Here is a 16546-nt window from a genome sequence, read left to right as displayed (position 1 = left end):
AGCGGTTATCCGGCCTTGTAGACTTTGGCGAGGATTTCGCCAGCGATCATCTCGGCGGTCTTCAGACCGCGGAAACGCGAGAACTGGTTGCGGTCGACCTCGAAGATGTTGCCGCTTTTGACAGCCGAGATGTTGGTGAAAGCGCTGTTGCTCTTCCACTGATCGAACACCGTGCCGCCGGCATCGGTGGCGACCAGGAAGACGTCGGGATTGACGGCGATCAGACGCTCAAGGCTGGCGCCGCTCTCGACCGCATCCGTCGAGTCGATTGCCGGCGTCAGGCCCATGGCCTTGAATACCGAGCCTGTGAAGGATGCGGACGTATGGAGGCTCATGGAATCGGCATTGGCGACGGCGAGCAGGAAGCGGCGCTTTTCGCCTGCCGGGATCTTGGCAACGAGGGCGGCGATCACCGCATCATGATCGGCAACGGCCTTTTCACCGTTGTCCTTTTCGCCGAGCGCATCGGCGATGGTCACCACGCCTTCCTTGATCGTCTGATAGCTGCCCTCCCAGCTGTTCAGCACGATCGTCGGCGCAATGGCACTCAGCTGTGCGTAGATTGCCGAATGGCGGAGCTGGTCGGCAATGATCAGGTCCGGTGCGAGCGCGCTGACGAGCTCAAGGTTCGGCTCGAGACGGGTACCGACGGAGCTATATTCGACCTTCTTGCCGAGCAGCTGCTCGATGCGCTTCGGCTGGTTGTCATCGGTGATGCCGACAGGCACGACGCCGAGCGCATCCAGCGACTGGACGAAGGAGAATTCGAGCGCGACGATGCGCTGCGGCTTGCCGGTGATTTCGGTCGAACCCAGGAGGTGCGTGATGGTGCGTGCGGCATCATCGGCCAGCGCCGGAGCGGCGACAGTGGCTGCGGCTGCAGCGCCAAGGAGAAGGCCGAACTGGCGGCGTGAAATCGAATTCTGAAACAGGCTCATGTCAAACTCCCAGCTGAAAACAGCAGCGGGGCGTTGATCCCCGCTCTCAAATTTCCGCTACAGAATTGACGCCGACACTTCAAGTAAAGTTTACAAAAATAATCACCTTATTTTGCGTCCGGCAATTTCAGGGCTCCATGGGTCTTCATGCTGCGGATCGCGAAGTTCGACCGGATGTCGCTCACATTCGGCAATGTCAGCAGCGTCTCGGTTAGCAGACGCTCGTAGGCGGCCAGATCTTCGACCACGACCTCGGCCAGGAAATCTGCCGTGCCCGATATCAGGAAGCAGGAGACGATTTCGGGAATGGCAAGGAGCGTCGCCTGCTGCGCCTCGGAATTCTCGCGGGTGTGATGCGCCACCTTGAACTCGACGAAGACAGTGAGTCCGAGGCCGACTTCCTTGCGGTCGATATCGGCACGGTAACCGCGGATGACCCCTGATTTTTCGAGGTTGCGGATGCGGCGAAGGCAGGGAGACGGCGAGAGGTTGACCTTCTCGGCAATCTCCACGTTGGTGGCCCGCGCATCCTCCTGAAGGCACTTCAGAATGGCGATATCGAATTTATCGAGATTTGGCATATCCGCTCATTTCTAGTGACCTTATTGGCATATCATTGCTGATACCATGATCTGGGCGCCAGAGATAGCAAGGACATGCCCCGGCCTTCCGGCCTATCCTTTTCTCAACCGGAGATGATCCGGACGTGCGGAGGATAGCGCGATGACCAGCTTCACCATCACCAACGAAAAGTCCCCTTCCCTCATTCCCGGCTATATCGGCGGAACCGTCACAGTGCTCATCTGGGCGTCGTGGTTCCTGGCGACCCGCCACAGCGCCGCCACCCCGCTCGGCTCGCTCGATATCGGGCTGATACGCTATGGCATTCCGGCGCTGGCGCTGGCGCCGGTGTGGCTGAGGACCGGGCTGTTGCCGAAGGGCGTGCCGCTGCATCTGCTGGCGCTGATGGTTGCCGGCGCCGGTGCCGCGTTCTTTCTGCTGACCACGCTGGCGATCCATTCGACGCCCGCCGCCTCGTCCGGCATCCTGCTCGGCGGTTCGATGCCGCTGGCGACGGCCCTGATCGGCATCGTCATCTTCGGCGAACGGCCCGACCTGACCCGCAAGCTTGGCCTTGCCGCCATCGTCGGCGGTGTGCTGATCCTGCTGTTGCGCAGCCTGTCGGATGCCTCGCTGCCGTGGACGAGCTTCGTCCTGCTCCCGGCCGGCGCAGTGTTGTGGGCGAGCTATACGCATGCCTTCCGCCGCAGCGGCCTCACCGCTCTGCAGGCAAGCGCTCTGATCGCCATCTGGTCGTTCCTGATCATCGGCGTGTTTGCGCTGATCTTCGGCACCTCGCTGGCAAAGGCGAGCACCGCCGATATCGGCCTGCAGGTGCTGAGCCAGGGCGTACTCTCGGGCCTCGTCGCGATGCTTGCCTATGGCACGGCGGTCAAGACGCTTGGTGGCACGCAGGCTGCGGCCTTCACGGCGCTGACGCCCGTACTGGCAACGATCGGCGGAAGCGTGTTTCTGGGAGAGCCGGTCGGTATTGCCGAAATTGCCGCCGCTGTCATGACGGGCATCGGCGTGGCGCTCTCGACCGGGATTGCCGCCAGGCGGCATTGAATGGATCGAACGATAAAAGCCCGGCATTGCCGGGCTTTTCCGTTCATGCCTGGATGACGATGACCTTGGCGCCCGGCAGCACACGATCATAGAGATCGATGACGTCATGGTTCAGCATGCGGATGCAGCCGCTCGACATGGCAAGGCCGATCGATTGCGGCTGGTTGGTGCCGTGAATGCGGAAATGGGTGTCGTTGCCACCGCGGTAGAGATACATGGCCCGCGCGCCGAGCGGATTGTTGGGACCACCCGGCATGCCGCCGGCGAGCTTGCGATAGCGCGCCTCGCGGCGCTGCATGTTTTCGGTCGGTGTCCAGGTCGGCCATTCGGCCTTGCGGCCGACATAGGCATTGCCGGCCAGCGCCAGCCCTTCCCGGCCGACACCGACGCCATAGCGCATCGCCTGGCCATCACCCAGAATGTAATAGAGGCGGCGGGCCGGCGTATCGACGACAACCGTTCCCGCAGCCTGATCCGAGACATAAGCGACCTGCTGACGGCGCAGGTCGGGATCGAGCTTTTCGAGCGGCATGGCCGGAAGCGGAAACTTCTCCGCCGGAAGCGCAGCGTAATTGGCGCGATGATCAGGACCGCTGGAAGCGCATCCCGCCAGAAGAGCGGAGAGGCCCATTACGAAGCCACGGCGGGAAATCTGCATTCAGACGGTCCTTAACATCAGGTTGATGCCCTGAAGTTAAGGAAAACATGGTTAATAGGCGGTTAAACAGATGCCGCGCGGCGCAACAAGTAAGGCCGAAAAGTGGCGATACCGGCAGTTTTCACGGGCATGTGATCAAGTCCCATGCGCCACCCTGAGGTGCAGCCTCACATATTCGGATAGACCGGCCCCTCGCCGCCCTGCGGGGGAACCCAGTTGATGTTCTGGTTGGGATCCTTGATGTCGCAGGTCTTGCAGTGGACGCAGTTCTGAGCGTTGATGACGTAGGTCTCCTGGCCGTCCTTCTCCACCCATTCATAGACGCCAGCCGGACAGTAGCGGGTCGAAGGACCGGCATAGATGTCGTGCTCGGACGACTTCTGCAACGCCATGTCCTTGACCTTGAGATGAACCGGCTGATCCTCCTCGTGATTGGTGTTCGACAGGAACACCGAGGAGAGGCGATCGAAAGTCAGGACACCATCCGGCTTCGGATAGTCGATCTTCTTGTGTTGTGCCGCCGGTTCCAGCGACTGCGCATCGGTCTTGCCATGCTTGAGCGTGCCGAAGAAGGAGAAGCCGAACAGCGTGTTCGTCCACATGTCGAGACCGCCAAGGCCGATGCCGACGAGCGTACCAAACTTCGACCAGAGCGGCTTGACGTTGCGAACCTTCTTCAGGTCCTTGCCGATATCGGTCTTGCGCCATTCATTCTCGATCTCGATGATCTCGTCATTGGCGCGGCCCGCCTCGATCGCCGCGGCGATCTTCTCGGCCGCCAGCATGCCAGACAGCACCGCATTATGGCTGCCCTTGATGCGGGGCACATTGACGAAACCGGCCGAGCAGCCGATCAGGGCTCCACCAGGGAAGGTCAGCTTCGGCACCGACTGGTAGCCGCCCTCGGTGATGGCGCGGGCGCCGTAGGAAAGCCGCTTGCCGCCCTCGAACGTGCCGCGGATCGCTGGATGGGTCTTGAAGCGCTGGAATTCCTCGAAGGGATAGAGATAGGGGTTCTTGTAGTTCAGGTGCACGACGAAGCCGACGGCGACCATATTGTCTTCGAGATGGTAGAGGAACGAGCCGCCACCGGCGGCCATGCCGAGCGGCCAGCCGAAGGAGTGCTGCACGAGACCCTGCCTGTGGTTCTCGGGCTTGACCTGCCAGAGCTCCTTGATGCCGATACCGAATTTCTGGGGTTCGCGGTCCTTCGAAAGGTCGAATTTGGCGATCAGCTGCTTGGCAAGCGAGCCGCGCACGCCTTCGCCGATCAGAACGTATTTGCCGATGAGTTCCATGCCGCGGGTAAAGTTCGGGCCGGGCTCGCCGTTGCGCTCGACGCCCATGTCGCCGGTGGCGACACCGATGACGGCGCCCTCGTCGTTATAGAGCACTTCGGTGGCGGCAAAGCCCGGATAGATCTCGACGCCGAGCGCTTCCGCGTGGCCCGCCAGCCAGCGACAGACATTGCCGAGTGAGACGATGTAATTGCCGTGATTGTTCATCAGCGGCGGCATGAGGGCGTTCGGCAGGCGGATCGAGCCGGCCGGGCCGAGCACTAGGAAATGATCGGCGGTGACTTCGGTCTTGAACGGATGGTCGCTCTCGCTGCGCCACTCCGGCAGCAAACGGTCGATACCAACGGGATCGACGACGGCGCCCGACAGGATATGAGCGCCGACTTCGGCTCCCTTCTCCAGCACCACGACCGACAGTTCCGGATTGACCTGCTTCAGCCGGATCGCCGCAGACAGACCAGCCGGCCCGCCGCCGACGATCACCACGTCGAATTCCATGCTTTCGCGTTCCGGAAGCTCTGTCGTCTCGGTCATCTTCGTTTGGTCTCCGCTCGGCCGCCGCCGCGGCTCATTCCCCAATCTGGGCTAATCTCTTGTCAAAACCGGAAAGCATTGTCGAGCCGGTAAGCGACAGCCAATCTCCCAATTCGCACAATGATTTCCTTCATGCGCATAAACCTATTTAACGTTTACGTTCACGTCAATTATACCGCGTGATTTTCTCGCTGATCCGCTTTTCTTTCCGCCTGCCCGCGCCTTATACAAAGGCACACCATTGGAGGATATCATGGATCTCGGCATCAAGGGCAAACGCGCACTCGTTCTGGCATCGTCACGCGGATTGGGCCACGGCATCGCGGTGGCCTTGGCGCGCGAAGGCGCGAATGTCCTGCTCTGCGGACGCAGCGGCGAGCAGCTGGACGCCAACTGCAAGGCGATCAATACCGAGGGCAACGGCAAGGCCGACTGGATCTGGGCCGACCTCGGCGACGAGAATTTCGTGCAGACGGTGACGTCAGCCGTCAATGACAAGTTCGGCGGCCTCGATATCCTCGTCAACAACACCGGCGGACCGACGCCAGGCACCACCGAAGACATGACGGCCGAAAAGCTGGAGACCTATTTCTTCTCGATGGTGCTGCGGGTCATCACGCTGACCAACGCGCTGCTTCCCGGCATGAAACAGCAGGGCTGGGGCCGCATCCTAACGGTCGCCTCCTCCGGCGTGATCGAACCGATCGCCAACCTGGCGCTGTCGAACACGCTGCGCCCTGCCCTTGCCGGCTGGAGCAAGACGCTGGCCTCCGAAATCGCCAGCCACGGCGTCACCACCAATCTGCTGCTTCCCGGCAGCATCCTGACCGGCCGCCTCGACGAGCTCGATGGTGCGGCAGCAAGACGCACCGGCCGCGCGATGGATGAAATCCGTTCGGAAAAGGAAGCGCGCATTCCTGTCGGGCGCTATGGAAAGGTCGATGAGTTCGCGGCCACCGCAGCATTTTTGTGCAGCGAACCAGCAAGTTACATCACAGGGTCGCTGATCCGTTGCGATGGTGGAGCGGCACGGTCGGTATAGTCGACCGATGTAGCGATCCAGTATATATTAGAGCCGGACTAATATTACCGAATGTTCATTACGAAAATTTAAGCTGTTATAAACGCTTAGTGATCGTAAGCGGCGAATAGTGTCTTTTTTGCGCCGCAAAATAGGCGGCTCATTTAGAGCATAAATTTCGCCCCATTCTGTTCAAAACCGGTCTCGCTCATGAAGAAATTCTGGATCACAGTCAGCATCGTCGCAATCGCCGCCGCCGGTATCTGGCAGTTCGGCAATCGCATCCCCTATGCACAGCAGGTTCCCTATCTTTCGAAACTGATCAAGCAACCAGCCGCCCATGGCTCGGGCAAGGGAGATGGCAGCGCCAAAGGCGGCGATCAGCAGGCAGCGGCCGGCGATGCGGCAGCATCCGGCAGTCAGGCCGGCGGCAATGGCGGACATCGCCGCGGCGGTGCAAGCGGTCCGGCTGTGATCAAGACTGTTGCCGCAGCGCAGGCGGCCCTGCCGATCGACGTTGCCGCTTCCGGCTGGGCGGTCGCCGACGACAACACGACGATCGCCGCGCAGGAGCAGGGCCAGATCGTCGGCGTCAGCGTCCAAGACGGCGCAACGGTCAAGGCCGGCGATCTGATCGCCAAGCTCGACGACCGGTCAGCCAAGGCCGCGGTCGACAAGGATCGGGCGATGATCGTCCGCGATCAGGCGACACTCAGCGGCGCAGAGATCGCCTTGACCCGCGCACAGGACCTCGCCGACCAGAAGGCAGGCACCCAGCAAAGCTCCGATCAGGCCAAGGCGACCCGCGATAGCGCCGCCGCAACCGTCGAAGCAGACAAGGCCACCCTCGCCGCCGACCAGATCACGCTCGACCACACCGAGATCCGGGCGCCGTTCGACGGACGCCTCGGGGACGTGACGATCAGCAACGGCGCCTTCGTCAATGCAGGCTCGGCCATCGTCACCATCGCCAAATACGACCCGATCTATGTTCAGTTCAATCTGCAGGAACGCTATCTCAAGGAGCTGAAGACTGCGCTGGCTGCCGGTCCGGTCGATGTCAGCACCGCTCCGGATTCCACCAAGGGTGAAGTCCGCAAGGGCGCCGTCAGCTTCTACGACAATATCGTCGACAAAGCCTCCGGCACGATCGCCGTAAAGGCGCGTTTTGAAAACGCCTCGGGCGCACTCTGGCCCGGCCAGTCGATCAACGTCGTCGTGCATTTCGACAACAAGGACCAGCAGATCGTCGTACCGACGGTGGCGGTCAACCCGGGACCGACCGGTTTCTTCGCCTTCGTCGCCAAGGACGGCAAGGTTCAGCTGACACCGGTGACGGTCGCCCGCTCCAATGGTGGCTTTTCGGCCATATCGTCGGGGCTTTCGGCAGGCGACCACGTGGTCGTCGAAGGCCAGGGCAACCTGAACGACAAGCAGGCGGTCAACGAGCAGTTCGACGACAAGGCACTCAATGTGGCCTCGGCCGCCGACAGCTTGCAGCAGCAAACAGGCAACGCCACCGCGGGGACTGAGGAATGATTCCGAACTTCTGCATCCAGCGTCCCGTCGCCACGACGCTTCTGGCGATCGGCGCTATCCTGGCCGGCCTTGCAGGATACCAGCTGATCCCGGTCGCCGCCCTGCCACAGGTCGACTTCCCGACGATCAACGTTTCGGCCCAGCTGACCGGCGCCTCGCCACAGACAATGGCGACATCGGTTGCGACACCGCTGATCAAGCAGTTCGAGACCATTCCGGGTATCAGCGAAATCAGCGCATCGAGCTCGCTCGGCAATACCAGCATCGTGCTGCAGTTCGATCTGAACCGTGACATCGATGCGGCTGCGGCCGACGTCCAGGCGGCGATCTCCCACGCCACCCGGCAGTTGCCTGACAACCTGACGACGCCGCCGAGCTATCGCAAGACCAACCCGGCCGACGCGCCCGTCATGCTGATGGCGGTGCAGAGCGATACGATGCCGCGCAGCAAGCTCGACGAGATTGCCGAAGACATCATTTCGCCGTCGCTCTCGACGCTGCCGGGCGTTGCCCAGGTATCGGTATTCGGCGCACAGACCTATGCCGTTCGCGTCGAGGTCGATCCCAGCAAGCTTCAGGCCCGTGGAATCGGCATCGACACCGTGAACAAGGCCATTGCCGCCGCCAACAATCAGAGCCCGGTAGGCACGCTGCAGAACAGCTCCCAGACGATGACGATCAATGCGAATACGCAGCGCGTCAACGCCGACCAGTTCCGCACGCTGGTCATCGCCTCGCCGAATGGCGCAGCGATTCACCTCAGCGACGTGGCAAATGTCGAGGACGGCGTCGAGAACCAGAATACCGGCAGCTGGTATGACGGCAACCGCGGCATCATCCTGGCCATCCAGCGCCAGCCGGACGCCAATACCGTCGATGTCGTCGATGCAATCAATGCCAAGCTGCCGCAGTTGCATGCGGAAATTCCGCCATCGGTCAAAACCGTGGTGATGAACGACGCAGCAAAGCCGATCCGCGCAGCCATCACCGACGTCAAGTTTACGCTGTTGCTGACGATCGGCCTTGTCGTGCTCGTCATCTATCTGTTCACCGGCCATTTGACGGCGACGATCATTCCGGGCCTTGCCGTTCCTTTGTCGCTGATCTCGACCTTCGGCATGATGTATGTGCTGGGCTACAGTATCGACAACATCTCTCTGCTCGGGCTGACGCTCGCGGTGGGTCTCGTGGTCGATGACGCGATCGTCATGCTCGAAAACATCCTGCGCCATGTCGAGGAGGGAATGCCCGTCCGCGAAGCGGCGATCAAGGGTTCCGGCGAAGTCAGCTACACGATCATCTCGATGTCGGTTTCGCTGATCGCCGTCTTCATTCCGATCCTGTTGATGGGCGGCGTCGTCGGGCGCGTCTTCAACGAGTTCGGCATGGTCGTCGCCATCGCTATCGTCGCCTCAGCGATCGTCTCGCTGACGGTGACGCCGATGCTCGGCTCGCGGCTTTCCGAAGGCCACAGCCGCCCGCCGTTTCTGGTCCGGCTCTTCGATGCGGGCTTCGAACGGACCCTTCACGGTTACGACCGCGCGGTCGCCTGGTGCCTTCGGCATACCATGACCGTCATCGGCGTGTTCTTCGCCTCGGTGGCGCTGACCATCTACCTGTTCATGACACTGCCCTCGAGCTTCTTCCCGCAGGAAGATATCGGCCGCCTGCAGATCTCCACGCAGGCCCGCCAGGACATCTCCTACTCGGCGATGGAAGCCCTGCAGAAGCAGGCAGCCGCGGCCGTCAAGGCCAACAGTGCCGTCAATCATGTGATGTCCACGGTCGGCGGCAATGCGCAGAAGCCTCTGAACAACGGCACGATCTATGTCGAGCTTAAGGACAAGGACCAGCGCGTGCCGCTCGAGCAGACCCTGCGCGAACTGCGCTCGTCGCTCAACAAGATCCCCGGCCTGCAGGCCTTCGTAACCCCGAACCAGAGCCTGCGCTTCGGTGGCCGGCAGACGGCCAGCCAATATCAGCTGATCGTACAGGCACTCAACGCCGACACGACCAATCTCTGGGCCGGCAAGATGGTGACCGCGCTCCGCCAGGATTCACGTTTCACCGACGTGACGACCGACGCGCAGAACAATGCGCTGCAGGCGAACATCGTCATCGACAGCGAGAAGGCCGCAGCCTTCGGCATCGATAACGATCTGCTGCGCACCACGCTGCAGGAAGCCTTCAGCAGCTACACGGCGGCCGAGATACAGTCGACCGGCGATAGCTACGACGTCATCGTCGAATACGATACCGGCAAGCCCTGGGATGATCAGAAGCTGTCGGAGATCAACGTCGCATCGGCCAACGGCACGCTGGTTCCGCTATCGAATTTCGCGCATGTCCAGCGGACCACCGGCCCCGTCACCATCAACCAGACCGGCCAGCTCGTTTCGACGACAGTCTCCTTCAATCTGCCGGCCGGCGAATCCCTCAGCGATGCGACGGCGGCGATCGACCAGATCAAGCATGATATGAACATGCCTGCCGACGTGTTCACCAGCTACGGCGGCACCGCGCAGATCTTCGAACAGTCGCAGGGCAACACGCCTTATCTGATCCTGGCGGCGATCCTGACGATCTATGTGGTGCTTGGCGTTCTCTACGAGAGCTTCATCCATCCGCTGACCATTCTGTCGGGCCTCCCGGCAGCGGCACTCGGCGCGCTTCTGGCCCTGAAGGTCATGGGGCTCGACCTGTCGATCATCGCGCTCATCGGCCTGCTGATGCTGATCGGTATCGTCAAGAAGAACGCGATCATGATGATCGACGTGGCGCTGGAGAACCTCCGATCGACCAAGATGTCACCGGCGGAAGCGATCCACGAGGCTTGCGTTCGGCGTTTCCGGCCGATCATGATGACGACCTTCTGCGCCATGCTCGGTGCCCTGCCGATCGCGCTCGGCTCGGGAGCCAGCTCGGAGCTGCGCCAGCCGCTCGGCATCGCCGTAGTCGGTGGTCTGATCGTCTCGCAGGCGCTGACGCTGTTCATCACGCCGGTGATCTTCGTCCAGATGGGCCGCTTCGAGACCTGGCTCAAGCAGCGCTTCAGCCGCAAGCCGGCACATGAGGCGCCCGCCAACGAGGATGGCGAACCGGAGACCCGGGCGGTTGCCGCCGAATAAGACGACAAGAAAGGGCGCCTCTCCGGGCGCCCTTTTCGCTTAACGGCCTTCGACCAGCTTCGGCAGATCGGCGATCAGCGCATCGCGCGTTTCGAAGCTGATCGGATTGCCACGATAGCGATGATTGCCGATAGAGAGCCTTGCGAAGACCAGACGCCGGTCGCCCCTCACCGCCCAGCCGACGAACCAGCCGAGCGGCCGCTCCAAATTGGTCTCGCCCTTGCTGTTGCGCAGCCAGCCGGAACCGGTCTTGCCCTGGATCGTCCAGCCGTCGGCGGCTTGAAAGCGGGGAACGATCGCTTCCGTTTTGTGGCGCGCCTCCTCCGAGATCGGCAGCTCGCCGCGCCGGAAACGCAGCAGGAAGCGTGCCTGCTCTTCCGCCGAAATCTTCAGCGACGACATCAGCCACGCCTGCGTCAGCCCCCAGACACATTCTCGTTGCCGTAGCCGAAGCCCGCGACATAGCGGGCAAAGGCGCGGTCTCCGAGCTTCGTCGTCAGCTCCTGCGAGAACCAGACGACGGAATCACGCAGCCAGACTGCCGGATCGGTGTCCTTTCGCTCGATCTTGCGCGGCCGCTGCAGTTCCGGCCGGTAACGCGAAAGGGGATTGTGCTCATCGACCAGAATACCAGCGTCATAGCCCATCATGGCCAAGGGCAGTTTGAAGGTCGATTGCGGATAGAATCCCTGATCGCAATTGCCCTGGCGGAAAATGGTCTCGCCGGTCTCTTTATCGAGAATAACGGTGCAGCGGATAGGATCGCCGGCCAGGGCCGCATCCACATTGCCGACAAGCGCCGAAATGCCGAGTAAGAAGGCGAGAATAAGAGATTTTGAAACTGCCATTGCCGTGCTCCATGTGGTTCGACACGGCTTTCTAGGCCGGCTTGCGAGGCCCGATCAAACGATGATATCTGCGGTCAGGCATGAATTGAATTAGGCCATCTCATGGTTCGACCCTACCTTCCCCTCAACGCCCTGCGCGCTTTCGAGGCAGCTTCCCGGCATCTGAGTTTTACCCGCGCGGCCATCGAACTCTGCGTCACGCAGGCCGCCGTCAGCCATCAGGTGAAGCTTCTGGAGCAGCGCCTCGGCGTCACCCTCTTCCGCCGCCTGCCGCGCGGGCTGATGATCACCGAGGAGGGACTGGCGCTGCTGCCGGTGCTGCGCGAATCCTTCGACCGGATGGCCGACATGCTGGAGCGTTTCGAGGGCGGGCAGCTGCGCGAAGTGCTGAAGCTCGGCGCAGTCGGCACGCTGGCGGTCGGCTGGCTGCTGCCGCGGCTGGCCGACTTCCGTGCGAAGTTTCCCTATATCGATCTCCGGCTTTCGACCAACAACAACCGGGTGGATATCGCCGCCGAAGGCCTCGACTACGCAATCCGCTTTGGCAACGGCGCCTGGCACGATATCGAGGCCGAAGCGCTGTTCGAGGCACCGCTCTCCGTGCTCTGCATTCCACCGATCGCCCGCACGCTGAAAACCCCTGACGACGTTGCTCGGCAGACGCTGCTGCGCTCCTACCGCACCGACGAATGGCCAAGTTGGTTCGAGGCCGCAGGCGTTGAGCCGCCGCCGATCCTCGGACTGGTCTTCGATTCGTCGGTACTGATGGTCGAGGCAGCGATGCAGGGCGCGGGTGTGGCGCTCGCCCCGCCGCTGATGTTCTCGCGGCAACTGGCGGCCGGCGAAATCGAACAGCCTTTCCCTGTTTATATCTCCAAGGGCAGCTACTGGCTGACCCGCCTGAAATCGCGGCCGGTGACGCCGGCGATGGAGACCTTTCGCAGGTGGATACAACAGATGTCGGAGGAGACGCAGACAGCTGCTCCAGCCTGATTCTGCGGGTTGCTTTCGCCGCCGTCCTATGCGATCACCCGCGCTCTCAAAAATTCGCAGGGTGCGCAGATGCGCCGCCCTTTTCGCATCCGGGCAGGTTCCCGGTCCAAGACATTTTGACGGATATTGAAGGAGCACGGCTATGGCACGGGCGCTCGGGCTTGATTTCGGCACGACCAATACGGTTCTGGCAATGGCGGATGGCGCCAATGCGACGCATTCGATGAGTTTCACCAGCGCGGCAGGCACGGCCGACAGCATGCGAACCGCCCTCTCCTTCATGAGGGACGCGCAGCTCGGCGCGTCGGCGCTCAAGGTCGAAGCAGGAGCCGCGGCGATCCGCCAGTTCATCGACAATCCCGGCGACTGCCGCTTCCTGCAGTCGATCAAGACCTTTGCCGCCAGCGCCCTCTTCCAGGGCACGCTGATCTACGGCAAGCGCCAGAGCTTCGAAGACCTGATGGAAGTCTTCATCCGGCGGCTGCGCGGCTATGCCGGCGACAACTGGCCGTCCGATGTCAGCCGCATCGTCGCCGGCCGCCCGGTGCATTTTGCCGGCGCCTCCGCCGATCCCGCATTGGCGACGGACCGCTACAACGAGGCGCTGTCGCGCTTCGGCTTTCCCGAAATCCACTATGTCTACGAACCGGTCGCAGCCGCCTTCTACTTTGCGCAGAACCTGACGTCTGACGCCACCGTGCTGGTCGCCGACTTCGGCGGCGGCACGACGGACTATTCGCTGATCCGCTTCGAAACCATTGCCGGCAAGCTCACCGCCACGCCGATCGGCCATTCCGGCGTCGGCATCGCCGGCGATCACTTCGACTATCGGATGATCGACAATGTCGTCGCACCGCAGATCGGCAAGGGGAGTCATTTCAAGAGCTTCGACAAGATCCTTGAGGTGCCGTCGAACTACTATTCCAGCTTCGGCCGCTGGAATCAGCTGTCGATCTTCAAGACCTCGCGCGAGTTCGAAGACCTGAGAAAGCTGGTTCGTACCGCGCTCGAGCCCGAGAAGCTGGAAATCTTCGTCGATCTCGTCGATCACGACGAGGGCTACCCGCTCTATCAGGCGGTGTCGGCGACGAAGATGGCGCTCTCGGCCGAAGAAGAAGCGGCCTTCGACTTCGCGCCGCTTGGCCGCGGCGGACAGCGCACCGTCAAGCGCAAGGATTTCGAAACCTGGATCGCCGACGATCTCAGCCGCATCGAAGGCGCGCTTGATGACGTGCTGGAGAAGACGCAGACCAAGGCGGAAACTATCGACAAGGTCTTCCTCACCGGCGGCACATCCTTCGTACCAGCCGTGCGGCGGATTTTCACCGAGCGCTTCGACAGGGACAAGATCGAGAGCGGCGGCGAGCTGCTGTCAATCGCTCACGGTCTCGCGCTGATCGGCGAACGTGACGACATTTCGCAATGGACTGTGCAATAGGCCGCCCGGCCGTTGGCAGCACTTTCATTGGCGCTGCCGCTCCGCTAAGGTCGCCTGATGATCTCCGCAAACGACCTCTCCCCGGCCGAGCTCGCAGCGCTTCTGCATTTCCATGCGGATGCGGGCGTCGAATGGCTGCTGGAAGAGGAGGCGGTCGATCGCTTCGCCGAATTCGAAGTGATGAAGGCGGCGAGACGCGCCACCGCCCCGCAGCAATCCGCTCCGGCAAGCCAGCCTCAGCCTCAGGAACGGGCGGCACCGCAGCGCCAGGCGCCGGCCGCGGCAGCATCTTCGGCGTCGAGGCCTCAGCCTGCCATTCCGGACGGTGAAGCCGTGCAGCAGGCGCGCTTTGCCGCCGAAAGCGCCCGCTCGCTCGCCGAACTGAAAACTGCGCTCGAAGCCTTCAACGGCTGCAATCTGAAACACAGCGCCCGCTCGACGATCTTTGCGACCGGCGATGCGGCGCGCGGCATCATGGTGATCGGATCGGCGCCGAGCGCCGAGGACGATCGCGAAGGACAGCCCTTTGCGGGCCGCCCAGGCACGCTACTCGACAAGATGCTCGCAGCGATCGGCCTGGACCGTTCCAGCATTCTGCTGACCCAGGTCATCCCCTGGCGTCCGCCCGGCAACCGTGTGCCGTCGGCGGCGGAGATGGATATCTGCCGGCCCTTCATCGAGCGGCAGATCGCTCTGGCAGAGCCGAAAGCCATCCTGCTCTTCGGAAATTTCGCAGCTCGCGTCTTCTTCGGCGAGACAGACACCATCCATGGCCTGCGCGGCCAGTGGAAGGAAATCGGTGCAGGAAGCCTGACAGTTCCGGCGCTGGCCACATTGCATCCGCAGGACTTGCTGACCGCACCGGTCAATAAGCGCTTGGCCTGGAACGATCTTTTAGCGTTTCAGCAGAAACTGCGTGATCTCGATCTGATTACAAAATAGCCAATCTTAAAGATTTTATGAATGAACCCATGCGCCACACGCATGTCTGCGTCTCGTTTAGGTGCATTGCAGAATCAATGCTGCGCTGCAATATATACTCGTGTCTTGGGAGGAATCTGACAGGAACCAAGGCAATGAACACACGTTTTCGTCCAATACACTGCGGGTTTGAAACCCTACGCCTCGCCGGCGGCCCGATCCGCACCACGCAAGGCTATAGCCGTCTCGGCTTCGCAACCAACGAACAGATGATCGCCCGCGGCACCGGCATCACCGGCCGCACGACGCGTCCAGCTGCGATCTTCGCCGACTTCCAGGAATACTGAGTTACCGCGCCGCCCAACAGGGCGCGCGGATGGAGTTTAGCATGTCTGCCGTCATCATCTCGCTGCTGCGCAATATCGAAACCATCGAGCACATCCGTGCCGCGGTCTGCGCTGCGAAGGAATATGAGCGCGAGCTTAGCGCCAGCGAGCCCGTGACCCCGGTCAAGGACATTGCCGCGATCGCGCTCTAGGCGCAGACGGCGAACCTGACGGGATCCCGCTCGATCTGCGCCTTCGCAAATTCGAAAGCCTGATCGACATAGGCGAACTTGATCGCCTGCCAGCCGCAATAATTCTGCAGAAACGCCTTGGAAAGCCAAAGCTGTGTCTTCTTCGGCTCGTCGTACCAGCCGAGGCATCCCTGCTGCACGGCCTTGGCAAACAGCCGCTGCAGGTGCGTCCGCGACATCATGAAATCGCCTGCCAGATTGCGCGTCTCGATGCGTCCGACGCTGTAGCGTTCGCCGTCGCAGCTCTGCAGATCGATCCTCGATATCAGATGATCGACCACCATGCCGCCAGCTTCGGTCCAGAGGAACAATCCCACCTGCTCCGGCGGCTCGCGCCAGCCATCGTTGTGCAGGCAATTCTCGGCGATCAGCGGATGGGCAAGGCGCATCAACTCCGGATTGGCTTGGAAACAGACCGCACGGTTGCCCTCATCGATCAGATCGAGTGCAGTCAGGTTCGACAGAAACCATCCATACATCGCCTGATGACTGACCTCGGCAGGCTCAAAATGGCGCGGCCGGCGGCGTTCTTCGCCCGGTGTATGGGCGATGAAGCGGTAGGTCAGCAGCTCATCGATGAAATTCAGCACCGTGTTGCGGCTCGCCACCTTGTAGTCGGTGATGCGCGCGGTCAGTGCCACGGCGGTGAAGCCTGTCGATGCATCCTCGGGATCGTGCTGGAGGCTTAGCGCATAGGCGGTTTGGGTCAGCAGCCAGCGCTGGTGCGAAGCGAGAAGCCTGGCAAGACGCGGGGCGGCATCGAACATCCCGCGCATGTCGCCCGCGAGTAGCCGGATTGAAGCCAGGAAGTTCGGGTGGTGCGCCAGTTCGTCAGCCGAAAATGCCATAAGCGCCCCCGCTCGCAAGCCAGCTTCCGGAGCTACCAGCCTTCGGGACAATTCAGTCCTTTTTGGTGGCCATTCGCATATGCAAGGCTTTGAATAAATGAAACTTCGTCAGCTTCATCAATCATATTCAAGGCGGCTTTGGTATCCTAAAATTTCGCCAGTATATTCCCGCTGGA

The 16546-nt window shown here is 61.7% G+C and carries 14 protein-coding genes and 1 pseudogene; 9 read left to right on the top strand and 6 right to left on the bottom strand.

Annotation, left to right across the window (positions count from 1 at the left end):
• Positions 1–5 precede the first annotated feature (5 nt).
• Together AC1DNK_RS05350 and AC1DNK_RS05345 are read right to left on the bottom strand one after the other, a co-directional pair.
• On the bottom strand, positions 6–938 hold the full coding sequence (locus AC1DNK_RS05350; protein WP_477939740.1) for an ABC transporter substrate-binding protein: 933 nt from the start codon (positions 936–938) through the stop codon (positions 6–8).
• A gap of 107 nt (positions 939–1045) precedes the next feature.
• Positions 1046–1519, bottom strand: a complete 474-nt coding sequence (locus AC1DNK_RS05345; protein ID WP_477939738.1) for an Lrp/AsnC family transcriptional regulator — start codon at positions 1517–1519, stop codon at positions 1046–1048.
• Between the two features lie 142 nt (positions 1520–1661).
• Between AC1DNK_RS05345 and AC1DNK_RS05340 the strand changes: the two genes are divergently transcribed.
• Positions 1662–2567 carry a DMT family transporter gene (locus AC1DNK_RS05340; RefSeq protein ID WP_477939737.1) on the top strand — a complete coding sequence of 302 codons (906 nt, stop codon included), beginning with the start codon at positions 1662–1664 and terminating at the stop codon, positions 2565–2567.
• Positions 2568–2610: 43 nt separating this feature from the next.
• Here AC1DNK_RS05340 and AC1DNK_RS05335 read toward each other — a convergent pair whose 3' ends face one another.
• Positions 2611–3225 carry a L,D-transpeptidase gene (locus AC1DNK_RS05335; RefSeq protein WP_112390745.1) on the bottom strand — a complete coding sequence of 205 codons (615 nt, stop codon included), beginning with the start codon at positions 3223–3225 and terminating at the stop codon, positions 2611–2613.
• Positions 3226–3392: 167 nt separating this feature from the next.
• Positions 3393–5057, bottom strand: coding sequence for an electron transfer flavoprotein-ubiquinone oxidoreductase (locus tag AC1DNK_RS05330; protein WP_477939735.1), 1665 nt, complete (start codon positions 5055–5057; stop codon positions 3393–3395).
• Positions 5058–5310: 253 nt separating this feature from the next.
• Here AC1DNK_RS05330 and AC1DNK_RS05325 point away from each other — a divergent pair, with 253 nt between their 5' ends.
• From AC1DNK_RS05325 to AC1DNK_RS05315, 3 genes are all read left to right on the top strand, one after another.
• Entirely contained in the window at positions 5311–6099 is a 789-nt protein-coding gene (locus AC1DNK_RS05325) for an SDR family oxidoreductase (protein ID WP_477939733.1), read from the top strand.
• Between the two features lie 189 nt (positions 6100–6288).
• A complete protein-coding gene (locus AC1DNK_RS05320; protein ID WP_477939732.1) occupies positions 6289–7617 on the top strand; it encodes an efflux RND transporter periplasmic adaptor subunit in 1329 nt (442 codons plus the stop codon).
• Entirely contained in the window at positions 7614–10745 is a 3132-nt protein-coding gene (locus tag AC1DNK_RS05315) for an efflux RND transporter permease subunit (RefSeq protein ID WP_477939730.1), read from the top strand. The genes AC1DNK_RS05320 and AC1DNK_RS05315 overlap by 4 nt, the downstream gene beginning before the upstream one ends.
• A gap of 39 nt (positions 10746–10784) precedes the next feature.
• On the opposite strand, the pseudogene AC1DNK_RS05310 reads toward AC1DNK_RS05315, so the two are convergent.
• Positions 10785–11593 (bottom strand): annotated as a pseudogene (locus AC1DNK_RS05310) (penicillin-binding transpeptidase domain-containing protein).
• A 102-nt stretch (positions 11594–11695) separates the two neighbouring features.
• Here AC1DNK_RS05310 and AC1DNK_RS05305 point away from each other — a divergent pair.
• The 5 genes from AC1DNK_RS05305 to AC1DNK_RS05285 all read left to right on the top strand — a co-directional run bounded on the left by AC1DNK_RS05305 (position 11696) and on the right by AC1DNK_RS05285 (position 15483).
• The gene (locus AC1DNK_RS05305) at positions 11696–12586 is read left to right on the top strand and encodes a LysR family transcriptional regulator (protein ID WP_477939729.1); all 891 of its coding nucleotides are present in this window, start codon (positions 11696–11698) and stop codon (positions 12584–12586) included.
• 142 nt (positions 12587–12728) lie between these two features.
• On the top strand, positions 12729–14024 hold the full coding sequence (locus AC1DNK_RS05300) for an Hsp70 family protein (protein WP_477939728.1): 1296 nt from the start codon (positions 12729–12731) through the stop codon (positions 14022–14024).
• 57 nt (positions 14025–14081) lie between these two features.
• Positions 14082–14966 (top strand): uracil-DNA glycosylase, encoded by an 885-nt coding sequence (locus AC1DNK_RS05295; RefSeq protein WP_477939726.1) that lies wholly within the window; start codon positions 14082–14084, stop codon positions 14964–14966.
• 134 nt (positions 14967–15100) lie between these two features.
• Entirely contained in the window at positions 15101–15292 is a 192-nt protein-coding gene (locus AC1DNK_RS05290; RefSeq protein WP_112390736.1) for a hypothetical protein, read from the top strand.
• Between the two features lie 41 nt (positions 15293–15333).
• Positions 15334–15483, top strand: coding sequence for a hypothetical protein (locus AC1DNK_RS05285; RefSeq protein ID WP_477939725.1), 150 nt, complete (start codon positions 15334–15336; stop codon positions 15481–15483).
• Here the strand turns inward: AC1DNK_RS05285 and AC1DNK_RS05280 are convergent.
• Positions 15480–16370, bottom strand: coding sequence for a hypothetical protein (locus AC1DNK_RS05280; RefSeq protein ID WP_112517156.1), 891 nt, complete (start codon positions 16368–16370; stop codon positions 15480–15482). The genes AC1DNK_RS05285 and AC1DNK_RS05280 overlap by 4 nt on opposite strands.
• Positions 16371–16546: the final 176 nt, after the last annotated feature.

The organism is Rhizobium sp. 01N424 (genome assembly GCF_056399485.1).
The sequence above is the reverse complement of the archived record's forward strand: the minus strand, read 5'-3'. Positions and strand labels throughout refer to the sequence as shown.

What these genes read in the sequence shown, in the direction of transcription:
- AC1DNK_RS05340 (WP_477939737.1), top strand. Translation starts at nt 1,662, where the DNA reads ATGACCAGCTTCACCATCACCAACGAAAAGTCCCCTTCCCTCATTCCC.
- AC1DNK_RS05345 (WP_477939738.1), bottom strand. Translation starts at nt 1,519, where the DNA reads ATGCCAAATCTCGATAAATTCGATATCGCCATTCTGAAGTGCCTTCAG.
- AC1DNK_RS05335 (WP_112390745.1), bottom strand. Translation starts at nt 3,225, where the DNA reads ATGCAGATTTCCCGCCGTGGCTTCGTAATGGGCCTCTCCGCTCTTCTG.
- AC1DNK_RS05315 (WP_477939730.1), top strand. Translation starts at nt 7,614, where the DNA reads ATGATTCCGAACTTCTGCATCCAGCGTCCCGTCGCCACGACGCTTCTG.
- AC1DNK_RS05300 (WP_477939728.1), top strand. Translation starts at nt 12,729, where the DNA reads ATGGCACGGGCGCTCGGGCTTGATTTCGGCACGACCAATACGGTTCTG.
- AC1DNK_RS05305 (WP_477939729.1), top strand. Translation starts at nt 11,696, where the DNA reads ATGGTTCGACCCTACCTTCCCCTCAACGCCCTGCGCGCTTTCGAGGCA.
- AC1DNK_RS05330 (WP_477939735.1), bottom strand. Translation starts at nt 5,057, where the DNA reads ATGACCGAGACGACAGAGCTTCCGGAACGCGAAAGCATGGAATTCGAC.
- AC1DNK_RS05295 (WP_477939726.1), top strand. Translation starts at nt 14,082, where the DNA reads ATGATCTCCGCAAACGACCTCTCCCCGGCCGAGCTCGCAGCGCTTCTG.
- AC1DNK_RS05290 (WP_112390736.1), top strand. Translation starts at nt 15,101, where the DNA reads ATGAACACACGTTTTCGTCCAATACACTGCGGGTTTGAAACCCTACGC.
- AC1DNK_RS05285 (WP_477939725.1), top strand. Translation starts at nt 15,334, where the DNA reads ATGTCTGCCGTCATCATCTCGCTGCTGCGCAATATCGAAACCATCGAG.
- AC1DNK_RS05320 (WP_477939732.1), top strand. Translation starts at nt 6,289, where the DNA reads ATGAAGAAATTCTGGATCACAGTCAGCATCGTCGCAATCGCCGCCGCC.
- AC1DNK_RS05350 (WP_477939740.1), bottom strand. Translation starts at nt 938, where the DNA reads ATGAGCCTGTTTCAGAATTCGATTTCACGCCGCCAGTTCGGCCTTCTC.
- AC1DNK_RS05280 (WP_112517156.1), bottom strand. Translation starts at nt 16,370, where the DNA reads ATGGCATTTTCGGCTGACGAACTGGCGCACCACCCGAACTTCCTGGCT.
- AC1DNK_RS05325 (WP_477939733.1), top strand. Translation starts at nt 5,311, where the DNA reads ATGGATCTCGGCATCAAGGGCAAACGCGCACTCGTTCTGGCATCGTCA.